Genomic DNA, 17,635 nt, shown 5'->3' on the forward strand with positions numbered 1-17,635 from the left:
GATGTTCTTGATTCTTCGTAATAAATCATTTCCTTTTCCATTATTTTAACGAAATGAAGTAAAGATACCTCCTGTTTGTCTTTGATAGACTTCTCTACCCGCGACTGTATTTATAATCTGAACATTACGATCTACGGTTAAGCCAAGGTTTGTTGCACTACTACCATGTGAATGTTCAAGCCCAGTTTGCATGAAAAACTGATTCTTGTGCTGATCTTTAAAAATAAGATGATAATCACGAGTTACCTCAACATGTTTATCATCTTCCCAGACGATTTCATCTGCAAATCTATTGTAAAACCAGTCGGGAATGTTGGGTTGATAACCCGTTGCTAAAATGAGTTTGTCTGTTAATTCATTAAAAGATTGTGATTGTTGCCAGTGCTCGTACGTGGCCTCATATCTTCCCTCCATAGTTCTAATTGCTTTAATTGCTGTTAAAGGCTGTAACTTAATTGAACGATCTTTACCATCTATCGTCCGGTGATAAAGTTCATGATATATTTGATGAAGCGTTTGTTGTTGTACACCGTTCCGTAGCGGTTCTAATTTTTCTAGTCCATTTAGACGTGACGCCAAACTTAATTGGTGAAAGTAATCAACGTAATCCGGAGAAAAAATCTCTTGTCCAAGTTTTGAATGATCAAGCTGAAAATAGCCAGTACTCTGTGTATACCAATGAATGGCGAAGTCGAATTGTTTTTGATATTTGAGTAAGTCTAAGAAAATCTCTGAGGCACTTTGACCTGAACCAATAAGTGTTATCACTTTTGCCTGCAGTGTTTGTTCTTTGTGAAAAAGATATTGACTTGAATGATGGATATCTTCATTCGGAAATTCAGTTAAATCGAATACGGTATTTGGTTTTGATCCTGTGCCTAGTACAATATGTTTGCACTTATAACAAACAATATTATTTTGGTTATGTTTTACATAAACATGATAAAGCTGATCTTCTAGCTTGACGTCAATAACATGAGAACCAAAATGACAGGCCGGAATTTGTTCAACCACCCATTTGATATAAGCATCATATTCTTGACGAGGCATTTCGAAATTGTGGTAAAAAAAGAAAGTAAATAAGCGCTGCTTATGATGTAAATAATTTAAGTATGTAAATTGACTTCTTGGATTAGCAAAAGTAACGAGATCAGCTAAAAAAGAGACTTGCAGGTCTGTCCCGTCAATCAACATGCCTGGATGCCATTTAAAGCGGGGGGTTTGTTCAAAGAAAATTCCCTCAATATCTTCTTGTTCTTCTAATAGAGCAGCTAGTCCAATATTATAAGGTCCAAGTCCTACGCCAATTATGTCATATATGTGTTCTTTCATATATATCCTCCCATTCAAAATTGTTTTTAATTTTTTACACTATTCCCTAATAATCATCAACCTAATCACAAGTGAAGCATAAAGCCTCATGAAAAAATGGTTGCACCGCATTTAAAGCTATGCTATTCTTTGATTAAATAAGTGCAATCGATTGCTTAAAACGCACAAATTATTTTTTGATGTAAAATGAAATCGCTTAACTAAACAAATTGTAAAAATATTGGGGTCTTTATTACAGATGATCTTTGCAAGGTGACGCCTCAAAATAGAGAGCAGATCTCATTTGTGTAGGCAAGAGATACCGGAGGCTCATCTTCCGTGTCGCTCAACGACCCATCAGTGGGAAAAGACCGAAAAAACCAACTGATTAGAGCTTCACTTTATTAATGGTCTCTAATGTTGTGCAATCGTTTTATTACAGATAACCGTATGCTCTTCAAAATAGAGAACAGAGGTAAAGCAATTTAGATGGGTGATAATGGACGGATTCACTCAACTAACAATCAGTGTGTGATGGATGAAAATACCCACTAATTTGGAGATTCATTTCATTGTAAATTAATCATTAATATGACCTTATAGATAATAGAAAGGAAGGGATGACGTTGCCTGCTTGGTGGAAAAACAGTGTTGTTTATCAAATTTATCCGAGAAGTTTTAAAGACAGTGATGGAGATGGTGTAGGTGATATTAATGGGATTACAGAAAAGCTATCCTATCTACAGGATTTAGGAATTGATATTATTTGGCTTTCTCCTATTTATCAATCGCCTAACTACGATAACGGTTATGATATCAGTGATTATTATCAGGTAATGAACACATTTGGAACAATGGATGATTTTCAACATTTATTGGAACAAGCCGAGCAATATCGAATTAAGATTATGATGGACTTAGTGGTTAATCATACGTCCGATCAGCACCAATGGTTTATTAAATCAAGAGCAACCAAAGATAATCAATATCGTGATTACTACATTTGGCGAGATCCAAAACCAGATGGTTCAGCACCGACCAATTGGGGAGCTGCGTTTGGTGGTAGTACGTGGACTTATGATCAAAAAACCGAACAATATTATTTGCATTTATTTAGTGACAAGCAACCTGATTTAAACTGGGAAAATCCTGATTTGAGGCAAGACGTGTATCAGATGATGATTTATTGGTTAGAAAAAGGTGTAGCTGGCTTCCGAATGGATGTCATTAATATGATTTCTAAAGACCCTAATTATCCAGATGGTGAAAGGCTACCGACAGGGTTTGGCGATGGAGGCCCGTACTATTTTAATGGACCTAAAATACATGATTATTTACAAGAAATGCATAATCATGTACTAAAAAATTACGACACGATAACTGTTGGTGAAATGCCTAATGTAACTGTTGAACAAGCAAAACGATACACCGATATTGAACGGGATGAACTTGATATGGTCTTTCATTTCGACCACGTAAGTTTAGGTGATGGCCGATTAGGAAAGTGGTCCCCACAACCATGGAAATTAACTGAGCTAAAATCGATTTTTACAAGATGGCAAAAAGGTTTGGATCAAGTCGGTTGGAATAGTCTATATTGGAGTAACCATGATCAGCCAAGGGCGATCTCACGCTTTGGTGATGACAGTGAACACTATCGTGTCCGTTCGGGTAAGATGTTAGCGACGTGTTTACACATGCTAAAAGGAACGCCTTACATTTATCAAGGTGAAGAGCTGGGCATGACTAATGCCAAATTTGAATCGATTAATGATTATCGAGATTTAGAGACATTGAATGCTTATAATGATTTAGTCAATAGAAATTTGTGCTCGAGAGCAGAGATCATTGAAGCCATTCAGCAACGCAGTCGTGATCATGCGCGAACACCAATGCAATGGTCGAATGCTAAAAATGCGGGTTTCACTACTGGCGATCCATGGATTGCTGTCAATCCAAATTATAAAACAATAAATGCTCAGGTGGCCTTGCACGATCATACATCAATTTTTCATTATTATAAAAAATTAATTCAACTGCGAAAACAATATCAGGTGATTGTTGAGGGGAGTTACGATATTTTATTAGCTAATCATGAACAGATATATGCTTTTACACGGACGCTAGCTAATCAAACCTTAATTGTTGTCTGTAATTTTTCTAAGCAGAACATAACGTTTGATTTACCAAGGTCATTTGATTTACAAAGGGCTAATATATTAATTAGTAATCTTTCAGATGATCCTTTGCAAAAAGATAATCGCTTAATTTTTGAGCCTTACCAAGCGATTGTATATTTAATAGAGAATTAATATATTGGGGGAAACAAGCATGAGTAGCAGAAAATGGTGGAAAGAGGCAGTAGCTTATCAAATTTATCCACGTAGTTTTAAAGATTCAAATGGAGATGGGATTGGTGATCTTCAAGGTGTAATTGAGAAATTAGATTATTTACAAGGATTAGGTGTTGACGTACTTTGGATCAGTCCTATTTATCAATCACCTAATGACGATAATGGCTATGACATTAGTGATTATCAAGCAATCATGGCAGACTTCGGTACAATGGAAGATTTTGATCTTTTATTAGCAGAAACCCATAAACGAGGGATGAAGCTGATTATGGATCTTGTTATAAATCATACGTCTGACGAACATCCTTGGTTTATTGAATCACGTTCCTCAAAAGATAATCACTATCGAGATTATTATATTTGGCATCCTGGAAAAGCGGGAAAAGAACCTAATAATTGGGAGTCAATTTTTAGCGGTTCAGCTTGGGAATATGATGAGAAAACAGGTGAATATTATTTGCACGTTTTTTCAAAAAAACAACCAGACCTTAATTGGGAGAATCCAAAAGTAAGAGAACGATTGTACCAAATGGTAAATTGGTGGTTGGATAAGGGGATTGATGGTTTTAGGGTTGATGCTATTTCACATATTAAAAAAACTGAAGGTTTTCCAGACTTGCCTAACCCTGATAATAAGCAATATGTGCCGTCTTTTGACGGTCATATGAACCGGCCAGGTATCAACCATCTATTATCTGAATTTGTTGATCGTACCATTAAAAATTATGATGTGATGACTGTTGGTGAAGCAAACGGTGTCAAGGTTGAGGATGCGGAACAATGGGTCGGAGAAACAAACGGTTATTTTAATATGATTTTCCAATTTGACCATTTAGGCTTATGGGGGAAGAGCATTGATGGTGGGGTTGATTTACCCGCATTGAAACAAGCATTAACGAAATGGCAGAAAGGTTTAGAAAATAAAGGTTGGAATGCTTTGTTTTTTGAGAATCATGATCAAGCACGGTCTGTTTCGACTTGGGGCAATGACAATCAACTTAGAAAGACATCTGCTAAAGCATTAGCAACACTTTACTTTTTCATGCAAGGGACACCGTTTATTTATCAAGGCCAAGAGATTGGGATGACCAATGTAAAGTTTGATTCGATCGATGATTATAATGATGTCGCAATTAAAAATTTGTATAAACACGAAAGAGAAGCAGGTAAATCCCATGAAGAAGTGATGCAAATCATCTGGAAAAATGGTCGTGATAATTCTAGAACACCTATGCAATGGACGAGTGAACCTGAAGCTGGTTTTACTACAGGGACACCTTGGTTAAAGGTCAATCCTAATTATCCAGATATTAATATCGAACAAAATATTAATGATCCAGACTCTATTTATCATTATTACCGTCAGATGATAGAGTTAAGAAAATCTACAGAAGCTTTAATCTACGGCAATTATGATTTAATTGCAGCAGATCATGCTCACGTTTATGCTTATACAAGAACTTATCATGGGACGAAGTATGCGGTTATCGTTAATATGTTTGACAAAATCACGGTTCTCGATGTAACTAGACAATTAACGCTTGAATCATTAGTTTTAGCAAATTATCAAGTCTCTGATCCAGGCCAATCAATGATCAAGTTACGGCCATATGAAGCGAGAGTCTATCAAGTGAAATAATATAAACCGAACCTTCAATCTGATCTGAGCCTGGGACAAAAGAGTAACAAGATAAGAAAAATCCGAACATTAATGTCTGATACATATAGCGCTTCGGTAAAACACTTCGCTTTCCGTGGGCACGGCTTCGGCTAACTGTGTGAAGAAGTACACTTCACACAGTGGATCCTCAGCCCGTGCTATTCCCACAGGAGTCTACGTGTTTTTCCTACGCTTTGTTCAGAATGTTCGGATACGCCATTTCATTATTTAGTTATGTTCCACCCTCACTAAAATCAGTGGGCGTTTTCGTTCTTCGTCCACTGATTGTTTCGGGACATTAAGGGCCGTTATCACCCGCCTATATAAGCTATATAGATGACCTCAGTTCGCTATTTGAGGTGGGTGTTTTACGGCGCTTATCTGTGATAAAGCTTTTCTATCACAGCACTTGTCATCAGAGCGTGCATTAAAAGTAAGAATTATTTTTACCTTTTTCAAGTATCGCCCATTGACACGTGCGGTTTTCTAGGAAATCAATCGCCTTAAAGATAAAAAGACCTAATAAACTAATAGCGATAATACCTGCATACATCTGTAAATAATTAATTCGGACCCATGCATCCATAATAAAATAGCCGATACCATAAGTGGTTGCATAGTTTTCAGCAAAGAATAGTACTGAAATACTTGTGCCTACACTAATTCGTAGCGCTGTATAAAGCTTTGGTAAAATAGCAGGTAAAACAAGGTGCTGATAGATTTGCCATTTGTTGGCACCTAAAGATTGAATAGATAGAAAGAGATGTTGACTTAATCCTTTCACACTATCCCGAATCGTAACAAGAATCTGAAAGATAATGATAATGGTTACCAGTATTATTTTTGAGCTATTTCCTAAGCCAAATAAAATCATGAGTACAGGTAAAAAGGCTATTTTAGGAACAGGAAATAACAGATAAATAACAGGGCCAAAAAATTGATCATAACGATAATGTAAACCTAGCCAGAGTCCAATGCTCACGCCAATAGTAATTGAGATAAAGATTGATATAAGAATACGCAATAAACTGGCGCCTAAATGAATCAATAACTCCCCATTCAATAATTTAAAAAAAGTGAGCAATGCTTCAATTGGGTTGGGAATAATAGCGGTTTGAAGGAGGTAGTGTAGCAGTAACCAAATCAAACATACCATTAACATCGCATATAGTGTGCGGTATTTATTAACAAGTTGATTGATCATGTTGTTCTGCCTCCAATTCTTCACGCACCCGGACACACATTTCGTGAAAGGCGATTTCGCTTCTAATATGGTGATCACCAAAACAAGGATTATCAAGGATGGATTTAATTCGACCAGATTTCGGTGTCATTATCATAATGCGTTTTCCTAGAAATACCGCTTCTTCAATATTATGTGTAACGAAAACAACAGAAAGTGAACGTTTCTTATAAAGGTCTAGAATAACCCCCTGTAATTCTTCTCTTACAATCGTATCTAGTGAAGAAAACGGCTCATCCATAAGCAAGAGATCAGGATTTGTCGCTAATGCGCGTGCAATCGCAACGCGTTGCTGTTGCCCCCCACTCAGTTGTATCGGATAGCGATGACACTGTTCTTTTATATGTAACTGCTCTAATACATCGTTCACACGTTTTTTTATCTTACTTTTGTCCTCATGACGTAAAGTTAAACCGAGGGCTGCATTTTGAAAAACGGTTTTCCAAGGGAACAATCCATATTCTTGTAAGATCACACCTGTTTGCCTTCTTGGTTTATTAATTATTTCACCTTTAATATGTATATTACCTTGGTAAGGCTTTAGTAAGCCGGCTAAACAATATAATAATGTACTTTTACCGCACCCTGAAGGACCAATGATCGCCAATGTCTCTTTTGGCTTGAGGGTTAAGTCAATATTATTTAGGATCGTATTTTGTTGGTATTTTACGGAAAGACTTTGAACTTCAATCATAGTAACCTCTCATTCTTTATCCTCAAATTCATTCTACTCGTCTTTTAGTTAAATAATGATATAACGCTTCTATCAGTTTATAGTAAACAGTAAATAACATCAATGTGAAAAAACGAACAATTTTATGAACGCTTAATCGCAGGTAAGCGTCCATAAAACACCCGCCTCAAAATAGTGAGCAGAACTCATCTATTTAGGCGGGAGCTAACGGACGCTCATGCGCTGATTCACATAACGGGCAATTAGTGGGCGAAGAATGAAAACGTCCACTGCTTGAAGAGGCGTTTTATCGTTCAGTCCATTTAAAGGGTGTTTCTTGATAAACGAAGTAGTTTAGCCAATTAGAAAAAAGTAAATAGGCTTCTGATCGCCAACGATTTTTTGGAGGGTTATTGCTGTCGTTGTCTGGAAAATAGTCGGTAGGCATGTGAATATCATGTCCTTTGGCTAAGTCACGTTGATACTCTCGTGCTAATGTATCTGCATCATATTCAATATGTCCTGTGATCATGACATGTTTTTCATCTCTAGAGACAATCAAAAAGGGTCCTGCTTGATCAGAGTGATCAAGGATGAGCAGATTTGGTTCATTTTCAATAGCTTGATAATCTATATCGGTGTATCGAGAGTGCGGAGCGATAAACTCATCATCGATTCCGCGGACCAGTTTGTGAGTGGGTTCAATTAATTGATGTGAGAAAACACCGCTTATTTTATTAGCACGTGTTGATTTTCCAATTCCATAATGATGATACAAGGCAGCTTGTGCGCCCCAACAAATGTGGATAGTTGATGTTACATTTTCCACGGACCAGTCCATAATTTCTGTTATCTCTTCCCAATAATCGACGTGTTCAAAATCAAACTTTTCGACAGGTGCCCCGGTTACAATCATCCCATCATAACGATCACGTTTTACATCGGAAAAAGTAAGATAGAATTGCTCTAAATGGGATTTGGGTACGTTTTTCGATTGATAACTTTCCGTATGAATAAAATCAACATGTACTTGCAGTGGGGAGTTACTTAACAAACGCAAAATTTGCGTCTCTGTTCGCTCCTTTTCGGGCATTAAATTAAGCACCAAAATTTTTAAAGGTCTAATATCTTGAGTAGTCGCCCGTTCAGTTTCCATTAAAAAAATGTTTTCTTTCTCTAATATGGAACGTGCAGGTAATGCTTTCGGTATGTTAATAGGCATGTGTCACGATCCCCCCAGTGTTTATGATCTTATCTTCATGTTACCGTACATTATAGCTTGCTTTTCCTTGTCCGGCAATAAAAAATTGATAATTCAGACAGTTGATTGGTGCCACTAACGTTTAAAGACAAATTCCGATTCAATTACTTTAACTGATCTGAGAGGGAAACGATTGATTCAATTAAAGTATTCAGCTTTGTCTCAATACGGTGTAATAAATAGAAAGTCACAGCAATTGGAAAGCCAAGTTCAGTTAATAAAGTTAACCATTGTTCTGCCATTGTTAAGCTCCTTTCGTTTCAGAATAAGGGAGGGGGCTATAAAGTAATAAAAAAGTTGACATTCAAAGGTGAATATTATTTTTCGAGTTTATCCACAATCATAAAGTAGACATCTTCAACATGTAGTGTCTTCTTACATCTGGGCAAGGGATCGAAGCTATAAAACTCAGTTCAGCTGAACACTATGACACAATGTAACGCGGCTAATCAACTATTCCCCTGTGTGTTTAAGAACATTACACACAGGGGAACTTCAGCATCTAGGGATTGAACAGGGTACAGATTAATCGTCACTCATACATGAATCAAATCAACGTTTAATATCGTGGTGCCCCTGTTTATTCCCTGCGTTCACGTAGATTCTTCGCTATCACTTGTGTTCTATTTTGATAGTCTATACCTCAACCGCTTACCATTCGATATCCTCAACATAACGCTCGACAATGCGCGCACTGTGTTTTTCTTCTAAAGCACCTCCAGTGGTAAAGAAGACATTCGATGCTAGGATTTGATCCATTACATCTCTAACTTGCTCAGAATCAATTGGGTCAATCGGATCTTCTAGTGTAAAGGTTATGACACGGTTCTCTTGATTTAAAAATTTAAGCTCTAATGTTTGCAAAATTAACACCTCCTTCCATTGATTGAACGCACTAATCAGATAGTAAAACAACATCATTACGACGTGCGGCTTCTAATCTGTGTGATTGCAATGAAGCAAAAGCTTGAGCAATGTCTAATAATTGTTCGTTTGTAGCATCTGGACTCACATTATTAAACGATTTTGTTTTTGTCATGTTCTCTTCACTCGAAGAATCATTCGTACTCACTGCTAAAATGAGTTGAAGTCGAGAATTTATCGTTTCAAAGCTGTTCATGTAATCACCTCCTTTCTATCTTTATTATCGCTAGTACAACTAGAAAGCGGGCTTGTCTGTGTAAAGAAATATTAATATTATGACAGGTTATCGTCAGTAAAACTGCTGCTTCAAAATAGAGACGTTTCATTTTATTGTGTAAAAACATGAAAGTATGAATTGTGCTATACTAGCAGAGACATAAAGATATAAAAGGGGGCAAAGGTTGTGTGTCAACAATCGATTGTTTTTTTTGATATTGATGGAACCTTACTTGATCATGATAAAAAATTACCAAGCTCAACGAAACAAGCGGTAAAACAAGTGAAAGAGGCTGGTCACATTGTTGCCATCGCCACTGGCAGAGCACCATTTATGTACGAGTCACTAAGAAAAGAATTAGATATCCATACATTTGTGAGTTACAATGGCTCTTATGTCGTCGTTGAGGATGAAGTGGTGTTTACTAATCCTCTAGATCAGAAGGCGTTAATAGCATTGACTGCAGAGGGGTTAAGAAATAATCACCCAATTGTTTTTATGGATGAACAAGATATGAAGGCAAATGTACCCGATCACGACTATATTAATGAAAGTATTGAGTCGTTAAAGATTGATTGTTTTCCTAGTCACGATCCACATTATTATAAAGATCGCGCATTGTATCAATCGTTGTTTTTCTGTGCTGAAGGTGAAGAACAGGCTTATCAAGAGAAATACCCAACGTTTGAATTTGTGCGTTGGCATCCATTGTCTGTTGACATTCTACCTAAAGGTGGTTCAAAGGCAAAAGGAATTGAACAAGCTGTTAAGGCGTTGCAAATAGCAGATGAGAACGTCTATGCATTTGGTGATGGTTTAAATGATTTAGAAATGTTACAAACGGTAGTTAATAGTGTAGCAATGGGGAATGGTGAAGAAGAAGTTAAGGCAGTAGCCAAGCATGTTACTAAAGATGTTGCAGAAGATGGTCTGTTCCATGGCTTGAAAATGGTCGGACTAATATAAGAACAGGCTTAGGTTAATGGAGTTGCCTCCTATCACGCATGTAGACATGTTGTTTTTCTACATATGTGATGGGGGGCTTTTTTACGTTGCTAATTTATGTGAATTTATTCACTAAATGTTCACACTTTTCTTAAGGTTATTCTGCTATAATCGATATTGATAATCATTATCAACAGAGAGGATAAACTAGAAAGGAGTAAGGCGTGTGAAATTACCAAATTGTCAAAGGGGTAAGAACTTTAGAATTATTAATCTACCTCATGATCAAATGTTAAGTATTTTTAGTATTGCCTCTGGTTCAATTATAAAAGTTTTGGCAAAACAACCTTTTAAAGGGCCTGTCTTATTACAAATCAATCGCCGTAAAGTGGCGATTGGTTATGATATTGCAAAGCAAATTATCGTGGAGGAAGTGGTCGGATTTGGTCTGTCATAATCATAATAACACTGTAATAGAAGGTCGAGACCATACGATATATTTAGTAGGTAGTCCTAATGTAGGTAAAAGTGTTGTTTTCTCTAAACTCACCGGTCATCATGTCATTTCTGCTAATTATAGCGGTACAACGATCGATATTATGTCTGGGGAATTACGTTTAGGAGCAGAGACCTGGCAAGTTATTGATCTGCCAGGTATATATTCACTCAATGCAAGTTCTGAAGCTGAATCTGTAACGGCTCGTGCTTTAACTAATGATGGTGTCATAATTTGTGTGCTCGATGCTTCTCATTTATCTCGAGATCTTCAGCTAGCATTTGATATTCAAAACTACCATAAACCTGTTATGTACCTACTTAATTTAGTAGATGTTGCCGAACGTCAAGGAATAACAATTGAAGAGGAGAAATTAAGCCGCTTATTAGGGGCGCCAGTCATTCCAACCGTTGCCACTAAGAACATAGGCATTGAAGAAATCAAAAAAACTATACCCCATCTGAGTCATGAGGCTAGCCAGAAAGATAAAAAATTAAGAGGTCAATCTGATCAATTGATTGAAAACATTATTCAAGAAGTGGAGAGTTATACGCCCCATCCACCGGCTTATTTAGATCGGATTGGAGATTTGTTAATAAAGCCCTTTCCTGGACTTATTTTTGCTGTTTTAATTTTATTGATCGCACTTGCTGTGGTCGTTGGTGGGGGCAAGGGGTTAAGGGCATTAATATTACTACCACTCATCAACGATTGGATTATACCATTTATAACGAACATAGTGGACTTGGTTGTAGATCAAGGTGTTATTCATCGCTTGTTAGTCGGGGAATTTGGCATATTAGTAAAAGGGATAGAGTGGCCATTTGCACTTATTTTTCCATATGTTTTATTGTTTTATTTCGTATTGTCCTTTCTTGAAGATAGTGGTTACTTACCTCGACTTGCCATTCTAGTCGAAGGTTTATTAAGTAAAATTGGTTTGCCTGGTCAGAATATTGTGCCATTTATTATGGGTTATGGTTGTGCGGTTCCTGCGATTTTAGGAACAAGAGCAGCAACGAGTTATAAGCAACGACTTATTGTGACATCTTTAATTTCTATTGGTGTACCTTGTACTGCTCAAACAGGTGCTTTTATTGCATTGTTAGGTGATCAATCGATGTTGGCTTTAGGGTTTGTATTTGGTTTATCGATTCTAGTTGTTTGCCTAGCTGGTATCCTGCTTAACCATATTATTCCTGGAGAAAAAGAGGCTGTTATTATTGAAGTTCCGCCGTTATTATTGCCTGACCGTTCTGCCATCTTTAAAAAAATAGCCTTTCGATTAAAACATTTCTTAGTTGAAGCAGAGATTCCGATGATGCTTGGTATTTTATTAGCTGCTGTAATTGTGGAAACGGGTTTAATAAATTGGCTAGGTCATGCTTTGGAACCTGTTATTGTTCATTGGCTTGGTTTACCGAAGGAAGCAAGTTTAACACTTATATTAGGTATTATTCGTAGGGAGCTTGCGGTCATGCCTCTACTAGATATGCAACTAACAACATTACAACTAATAACAGGGGCTGTCGTTGCGTTATTTTACATCCCTTGTCTATCTGTATTTATTGTTATCGTAAAGGAATTTCGGCTTAAAATTGCAAGCTATCTATTAATCGGTACAACACTATTTGCTATCTTTATGGGTGGAATAGTTTATCAAATAGGTCAATGGTTGCCATAAAGGGAAAGAAGGGCGTTTAGATGCGAAGTTATTTAACTAAAAAAATAGAGGGTTTAACAGCTAAAACAGGGATTGGTTGGTTACTTTTCAAGGTATATTATACTCGAAAAGTAATGCGAGAAATTAACTGTGCAAACATATGTGAAAAGGATCACGTATTATGCGTTGGTGGTGGGGCGATTCCTTGTACTGCTATTTTAATCGCACAACAAACCAATGCGAATGTGACGGTGGTTGATCATGATTCAGTTATGATTCGCTTAGCTCAGTCATTTGTTAAGAGGTTGGGTATTTTAAATTCTATCCAATTTATTCATGCGAATGGGGAGACGTTTTGCTATCAACCCTACTCAGTTATTCATGTTGCAAGGCAGGTTGATCCACAGGAAGAAGTCATAACAGGGATAAGTAAAACAGCTTGTGAACAAACACGGATCATTATTCGAACAGCCAACTTGTCATACGTAAGAAACAACCAAGAACAGCATGGCCCCTTTGAGGTGCCATTATTATGACCACAGTTAAAAAACTATTTTTTCTTTTAATCGTAATCAGTGCTTTTTGGCTAGTTATAAAAAAGCAAGATTTAGAAGTTCCTTTAGACCTTTTGTCTATTCAACAATGGTTTCAGCTTATCGGTCTACAACTTTTAACAATGGCACTTATTCATATTCAATGGGCTAGGCTATCAAAGCAAATAGAACTACAAGTAAGTCAATGGCATCTTTTAACTGTTAATATGTTAGGGAATTGTGTAGATTTTTTAACACCTTCAATGAAGGCAGGAAGTGAATTAACAAAAGTAGTTTGGCTGAACCAAAATACAACGATCACAAAAGAAAAGGCGACAAGTCTCGTACTTATTCAAAAATCTATCAGTATGACTGTTTTTATCCTTATTGCTGCTTACAGTTGTTTTACAGTCAATATAGATATTTTATCTTCTGTGACCCATCATAATGGGCCCCTTTATTTCACAGGATTGTTGTTCGTTCTAGTTGCTATGGTGATAGTGATTAAAAAATTCAAAAATAAAATAAAGCCGTTTATTGATCAATTGTGCCAACATTTTCGCAGACTTTTTGCTCGTCCATATTTTATGGTTGAACAGGTGCTCCTATCTGTTGTGGTGTGGCTTATATTTCCATACAAGCTATCCCTTTTATTAGACATCTATGATATTAAACTATCGATAAGTGTCATTATAGGTGTAACATTTATCAGTTATACGGTAGGCATGTTGCCGTTATTACCTGGTGGCATCGGTTCCTTTGAATCGACACTCGTTCTATTACTTCGATCTTTAGGAATAAGCTATACGATTTCGATAGCTATTGCCTTGCTATTTCGGTTTATCACGTATTGGCTTCAACTCGTGATCAGTTTGTTATATCTACTTGGAGGGAGGATAGTTAAATGGTATTTAAGCAAAAAATCCCGAATTTCCTCACACTATGTAACCTAACATTGGGTATTGTTGCTATTTTTTTTGTATTAGTAGACGCTTGGTTGTTAGCTGTTTTTTGCGTTTTTTTAGCTAGTGTGTGTGATTATAGTGACGGTTATTTAGCTAGAAAGTGGGAAGTTAGTTCGGCTTTTGGAAAGCAGCTGGATTCATTGGGTGATCTTGTCACATTTGGTGTTGCACCGTGTTTGCTAATTTTTGAACTCTATTTTACTAATGCTAATTTAGTTGGTTTAATTGGAATCACAAGTTATATAGCAAGTGGTGCTGTTCGTCTAGCTCGTTTCAACCTTCTCGAAACTTGTCCGATGTTTATTGGACTTCCGATTACCGCTTGTGGTGTGTTGTTAAGTTTTCTGGCATTCATTTTGTCACAAACAAGTTGGCCTCCTACTATTAATCAACTTATTTTATTCGGGGCTTTACTTGGAGGTGCTTGGTTAATGACAAGTAAGATTACTTTTAAGAAATGGGGATTGGCACTATATCTATCGGGTGACCAGTCATGATGGAGGTTCTTATTGCTTTTTTGATTAGTAGCTATGCTTTCTGGCTATTTCGTAAGTTAATTAAGAAAACAAAAAACACCAGTTGTGGTGATTGTCCATTAAAAAGTCATTGTAATGTGCAACCTTGTCAACGTGAGAAAAATATTGACTAAGAGGTGATTGTTTAATATGGGACAGGATAAAAAAATGAACGCGATTTGAGAAAACCTATTTGGTCTATTCACTTAGATCAAATAGGTTTTTTATCACAGCTAACCAAAGAAGCGGGAAACGAAGAAACCAAAATCTCAAGGTAAGGATGATGAAATAAAGCTCGTTTTTTAACATGTTTTTGGAGTGTAAACTATTCTAATTCAAAGAAATTTGCTAAGATAGATAGACAGTCTATTATCGTCAAAGTAGGTGGTTTTGTGACATGTAAAGGTTGTTCAAGCTCCGTTAGACAGTCGAAAGAAGATGTTGAAACACTTGTTGTGGAGCAGTTATTATTAGAAGAGCATCTTGTGGATGACTTCGTATTTGATAAACGACTTGCAATTTGTCAAAAGTGTCCTTATCTGCAATATGAGACGACTTGTGGCTATTGTGGTTGTTTCATAGCATTCCGAGCTAGATTAGCCAATAAGCAATGCCCCGATCCAGCCGGGGCACAATGGAATAAGGAGAGAAAAGAGTAATGAAGGAACAATTAGCAAAGGCGTTAAATGAAATTGAATCAGATCTAATGGAAATCAGTCGTTATTTATATGAAAACCCTGAATTAGGTGATCAGGAATATCAATCAGCTAAGTTACTTGTAAACTATTTAACCCAACATCATTTTGAAGTGGAGACAGGGATTGTTAATCGTCCAACGGCTTTTCGCGCTGTTTATGATAGCGGTAAGCCAGGTGCTACAATCGGCTATATGGCTGAATATGATGCTTTACCCGGTGTTGGACACGGTTGCGGACATAACCTGATTGCAACAATGGGCATCGGTGCAGGTATCTTGTTAAGTAAGGTGCTTGAGCAAACAGGTGGAAAAGTTATTGTGTTTGGCACGCCTGCCGAAGAAACGAATGGAGCAAAAGTGCCAATGGCTGAAGCCGGTCTCTTTGCTGAATTGGATGTGGCGATGATGGTGCATCCAGCCGGAGAATCGACGGTTAGTGGCACGTCGTTAGCTATGGATGCAATAGAGTTTAGTTACCATGGTAAAACAAGCCATGCGGCTGCAGCGCCAGAGCAAGGTATTAACGCGTTGGATAGTGTGATCCAATTATTTAATGGTATTAATGCATTACGACAACATGTCACGTCAGACGTACGGATTCATGGTATCATTAAAGAAGGAGGCGTAGCGGCTAATGTTGTACCCGATTATGCAGTTGCGCAATTCTATGTTCGAGCAAAAAAACGCTCAAATTTAAATCAAGTTGTCGAAAAAGTAAAGCGTATTGCCGCTTCGGCAGCAGATATGACAGGCGCTAAGCTAACGACGAGAAATTATGAATTGAGCTATGACGATATGGTCACTAACGAAGCCTTATCGGCCGCTTATCAAAAAAATTTAACAGCAATCGGTGAAGAAAACGTATTTTCTGCTAAATCAAGTTTAGGATCGATTGATATGGGAAATGTTAGTCATGTAGCACCGGCGATTCATCCTTATATCGGGATGAATGATTCAAGTCTTGTTGCACATACGAAAGCGTTCGCTGATCATACGATGACCGATCAAGGAGAGAAAACATTAGTAAACGGAGCGTTGTCATTAGCTATGACGGGTTATGACGTTTTGGTGGATAGCCAATTGTTGGAGCAGATTAAGGCAGAATTTGTTGCAAATTCGTAAAACGCGCACGCGCTTATCCTTTAGTCAATCCGTTTGTTTTTCTTATACTTGGAACTTTAAAAATGTATCTTTTACTCATGCGAAAAAATAATATTATTTTTATTATTTAATGCTTCCCAAAAGACTGATTATTTGTTAAAATTCATAATCATGTATAAATATACAACGTGTGATAAAAAAGAAGGGGAGTATACAACATGAAAAAGAAGAAACAATGGTTTATAGTAATGCTAGCTATTTTTTCAATAGGTTTGTTCGCTTGTGGCACAAGTGATGAATTGCCTGATGTGGAGCAAGATACTAATGGCGATGCAGATGATCAACAAGCGTCAGAAGACTTAGAAGATCGCGATACACTTATTATGGCGACTTCTGCTGACTTTCCACCATTTGAAACGAGAAATACTGAAGGTGAAATCGTTGGCTTCGACATTGATTTAGCTGAACATATTGCAGATGAACTCGGTTATGATTTAGAGATTAGAGATATGAACTTTGATGGCTTAATTGGTGCATTACAAGCTGGTCGTGCTGATATGGTGCTGTCAGGTATGTCAGCAACAGATAGTCGTCGCGAGAATGTTGACTTTTCTATTGAATATAACCGTTCAGGTGAAATGTTCGTCACGCAACAAGGTTCTGAAGTAACATCAATCGAAGATCTTGAAGGGAAGACGGTTGGTGTTCAACTAGGGACGATTCAACAAGAAGGTGCGGAACTCTTACAAGATGACTATGATTTTGACATTCATACATTAGATGAAGCACAAGCGTTAATTCAAGAACTTTTATCTAATCGAATTGATGTTGCTTATTTAGATAAAGAAGTTGCACTTGGATTTATTGATGCGCAAGATTTAACAGGTTTTGATGATCCAACGACTGCTTCACCGGGTATGGCAGTTGCTTTCCCTAAAGGTAGTGAACTCGTAGATGACGTGAATAATGTTCTTGAGGCAGCAATGGAATCAGGCTGGATTGAAGAACTACAAAGAGAATGGCTAACTGAACAAGACTAAGGCAATCTAAATGAAACGGCCTTTTTAAAAAAGTTTT

19 protein-coding genes are annotated in these 17,635 nt (G+C 37.1%); 12 read left to right on the forward strand and 7 right to left on the reverse strand.

All coding sequences use genetic code 11. The features are described from left to right. Nucleotides 1-45: 45 nt before the first annotated feature. Nucleotides 46-1,332 (reverse strand): lysine N(6)-hydroxylase/L-ornithine N(5)-oxygenase family protein, encoded by a 1,287-nt coding sequence (locus B494_RS0107000; RefSeq protein WP_017471673.1) that lies wholly within the window; start codon nt 1,330-1,332, stop codon nt 46-48. 599 nt (nt 1,333-1,931) lie between these two features. On the opposite strand from B494_RS0107000, the gene B494_RS0107005 reads away from it, so the two are divergent. Both B494_RS0107005 and B494_RS0107010 read left to right on the forward strand, forming a co-directional pair. Further along, a complete protein-coding gene (locus tag B494_RS0107005; RefSeq protein WP_033193566.1) occupies nt 1,932-3,623 on the forward strand; it encodes a glycoside hydrolase family 13 protein in 1,692 nt (563 codons plus the stop codon). A 19-nt stretch (nt 3,624-3,642) separates the two neighbouring features. After that, nucleotides 3,643-5,304, forward strand: a complete 1,662-nt coding sequence (locus B494_RS0107010; protein WP_017471675.1) for a glycoside hydrolase family 13 protein — start codon at nt 3,643-3,645, stop codon at nt 5,302-5,304. 448 nt (nt 5,305-5,752) lie between these two features. On the opposite strand, the gene B494_RS0107015 is transcribed toward B494_RS0107010, so the two are convergent. The 6 genes from B494_RS0107015 to B494_RS0107040 all read right to left on the reverse strand — a co-directional run bounded on the left by B494_RS0107015 (nt 5,753) and on the right by B494_RS0107040 (nt 9,622). Beyond that, a complete protein-coding gene (locus B494_RS0107015; RefSeq protein WP_017471676.1) occupies nt 5,753-6,529 on the reverse strand; it encodes an ABC transporter permease in 777 nt (258 codons plus the stop codon). After that, a complete protein-coding gene (locus B494_RS0107020) occupies nt 6,510-7,262 on the reverse strand; it encodes an ABC transporter ATP-binding protein (RefSeq protein WP_017471677.1) in 753 nt (250 codons plus the stop codon). The genes B494_RS0107015 and B494_RS0107020 overlap by 20 nt, the downstream gene beginning before the upstream one ends. A gap of 286 nt (nt 7,263-7,548) precedes the next feature. Beyond that, complete coding sequence (metA, locus tag B494_RS0107025) at nt 7,549-8,463, reverse strand: homoserine O-acetyltransferase MetA (protein ID WP_017471678.1); 915 nt, start codon at nt 8,461-8,463, stop codon at nt 7,549-7,551. A gap of 143 nt (nt 8,464-8,606) precedes the next feature. Beyond that, complete coding sequence (locus tag B494_RS0107030) at nt 8,607-8,744, reverse strand: YvrJ family protein (protein ID WP_017471679.1); 138 nt, start codon at nt 8,742-8,744, stop codon at nt 8,607-8,609. A gap of 409 nt (nt 8,745-9,153) precedes the next feature. Beyond that, complete coding sequence (locus B494_RS0107035) at nt 9,154-9,366, reverse strand: DUF2922 domain-containing protein (protein WP_017471680.1); 213 nt, start codon at nt 9,364-9,366, stop codon at nt 9,154-9,156. A 31-nt stretch (nt 9,367-9,397) separates the two neighbouring features. Next, nucleotides 9,398-9,622 (reverse strand): DUF1659 domain-containing protein, encoded by a 225-nt coding sequence (locus B494_RS0107040; protein WP_017471681.1) that lies wholly within the window; start codon nt 9,620-9,622, stop codon nt 9,398-9,400. A gap of 207 nt (nt 9,623-9,829) precedes the next feature. Between B494_RS0107040 and B494_RS0107045 the strand changes: the two genes are divergently transcribed. The 10 genes from B494_RS0107045 to B494_RS0107090 all read left to right on the forward strand — a co-directional run bounded on the left by B494_RS0107045 (nt 9,830) and on the right by B494_RS0107090 (nt 17,598). Next, a complete protein-coding gene (locus tag B494_RS0107045) occupies nt 9,830-10,609 on the forward strand; it encodes a Cof-type HAD-IIB family hydrolase (RefSeq protein ID WP_017471682.1) in 780 nt (259 codons plus the stop codon). A 205-nt stretch (nt 10,610-10,814) separates the two neighbouring features. Then, entirely contained in the window at nt 10,815-11,045 is a 231-nt protein-coding gene (locus B494_RS19080; RefSeq protein ID WP_017471683.1) for a FeoA family protein, read from the forward strand. Continuing rightward, nucleotides 11,032-12,768, forward strand: coding sequence for a ferrous iron transporter B (locus B494_RS0107055; protein WP_017471684.1), 1,737 nt, complete (start codon nt 11,032-11,034; stop codon nt 12,766-12,768). Before B494_RS19080 ends, B494_RS0107055 begins: the two co-directional genes overlap by 14 nt. A 20-nt stretch (nt 12,769-12,788) precedes the next feature. Continuing rightward, nucleotides 12,789-13,283 carry a class I SAM-dependent methyltransferase gene (locus tag B494_RS0107060; protein WP_017471685.1) on the forward strand — a complete coding sequence of 165 codons (495 nt, stop codon included), beginning with the start codon at nt 12,789-12,791 and terminating at the stop codon, nt 13,281-13,283. Beyond that, nucleotides 13,280-14,233 carry a lysylphosphatidylglycerol synthase transmembrane domain-containing protein gene (locus B494_RS0107065; protein WP_017471686.1) on the forward strand — a complete coding sequence of 318 codons (954 nt, stop codon included), beginning with the start codon at nt 13,280-13,282 and terminating at the stop codon, nt 14,231-14,233. Before B494_RS0107060 ends, B494_RS0107065 begins: the two co-directional genes overlap by 4 nt. Beyond that, complete coding sequence (locus B494_RS19085; protein ID WP_017471687.1) at nt 14,185-14,742, forward strand: CDP-alcohol phosphatidyltransferase family protein; 558 nt, start codon at nt 14,185-14,187, stop codon at nt 14,740-14,742. Before B494_RS0107065 ends, B494_RS19085 begins: the two co-directional genes overlap by 49 nt. Continuing rightward, a complete protein-coding gene (locus B494_RS21715; protein ID WP_017471688.1) occupies nt 14,742-14,894 on the forward strand; it encodes a FeoB-associated Cys-rich membrane protein in 153 nt (50 codons plus the stop codon). Before B494_RS19085 ends, B494_RS21715 begins: the two co-directional genes overlap by 1 nt. A gap of 258 nt (nt 14,895-15,152) precedes the next feature. After that, a complete protein-coding gene (locus B494_RS0107080) occupies nt 15,153-15,419 on the forward strand; it encodes a DUF6171 family protein (RefSeq protein ID WP_017471689.1) in 267 nt (88 codons plus the stop codon). Next, nucleotides 15,419-16,579: a M20 family metallopeptidase gene (locus tag B494_RS0107085; protein WP_017471690.1), complete on the forward strand. Its 1,161-nt coding sequence runs from the start codon at nt 15,419-15,421 to the stop codon at nt 16,577-16,579. Before B494_RS0107080 ends, B494_RS0107085 begins: the two co-directional genes overlap by 1 nt. A gap of 197 nt (nt 16,580-16,776) precedes the next feature. After that, on the forward strand, nt 16,777-17,598 hold the full coding sequence (locus tag B494_RS0107090) for a transporter substrate-binding domain-containing protein (RefSeq protein WP_017471691.1): 822 nt from the start codon (nt 16,777-16,779) through the stop codon (nt 17,596-17,598). Nucleotides 17,599-17,635: the final 37 nt, after the last annotated feature.

It is taken from the genome of Amphibacillus jilinensis Y1 (assembly GCF_000306965.1).
Taxonomy (GTDB): domain Bacteria; phylum Bacillota; class Bacilli; order Bacillales; family Amphibacillaceae; genus Amphibacillus_C; species Amphibacillus_C jilinensis.

Excerpts from the sequence above, each read along its gene's own strand:
- B494_RS0107000 (WP_017471673.1), bottom strand. The coding sequence starts at position 1,332 with ATGAAAGAACACATATATGACATAATTGGCGTAGGACTTGGACCTTAT.
- B494_RS0107005 (WP_033193566.1), top strand. The coding sequence starts at position 1,932 with ATGACGTTGCCTGCTTGGTGGAAAAACAGTGTTGTTTATCAAATTTAT.
- B494_RS0107010 (WP_017471675.1), top strand. The coding sequence starts at position 3,643 with ATGAGTAGCAGAAAATGGTGGAAAGAGGCAGTAGCTTATCAAATTTAT.
- B494_RS0107015 (WP_017471676.1), bottom strand. The coding sequence starts at position 6,529 with ATGATCAATCAACTTGTTAATAAATACCGCACACTATATGCGATGTTA.
- B494_RS0107020 (WP_017471677.1), bottom strand. The coding sequence starts at position 7,262 with ATGATTGAAGTTCAAAGTCTTTCCGTAAAATACCAACAAAATACGATC.
- metA (WP_017471678.1), bottom strand. The coding sequence starts at position 8,463 with ATGCCTATTAACATACCGAAAGCATTACCTGCACGTTCCATATTAGAG.
- B494_RS0107030 (WP_017471679.1), bottom strand. The coding sequence starts at position 8,744 with ATGGCAGAACAATGGTTAACTTTATTAACTGAACTTGGCTTTCCAATT.
- B494_RS0107040 (WP_017471681.1), bottom strand. The coding sequence starts at position 9,622 with ATGAACAGCTTTGAAACGATAAATTCTCGACTTCAACTCATTTTAGCA.
- B494_RS0107060 (WP_017471685.1), top strand. The coding sequence starts at position 12,789 with ATGCGAAGTTATTTAACTAAAAAAATAGAGGGTTTAACAGCTAAAACA.
- B494_RS0107065 (WP_017471686.1), top strand. The coding sequence starts at position 13,280 with ATGACCACAGTTAAAAAACTATTTTTTCTTTTAATCGTAATCAGTGCT.
- B494_RS19085 (WP_017471687.1), top strand. The coding sequence starts at position 14,185 with ATGGTATTTAAGCAAAAAATCCCGAATTTCCTCACACTATGTAACCTA.
- B494_RS21715 (WP_017471688.1), top strand. The coding sequence starts at position 14,742 with ATGGAGGTTCTTATTGCTTTTTTGATTAGTAGCTATGCTTTCTGGCTA.
- B494_RS0107085 (WP_017471690.1), top strand. The coding sequence starts at position 15,419 with ATGAAGGAACAATTAGCAAAGGCGTTAAATGAAATTGAATCAGATCTA.
- B494_RS0107090 (WP_017471691.1), top strand. The coding sequence starts at position 16,777 with ATGAAAAAGAAGAAACAATGGTTTATAGTAATGCTAGCTATTTTTTCA.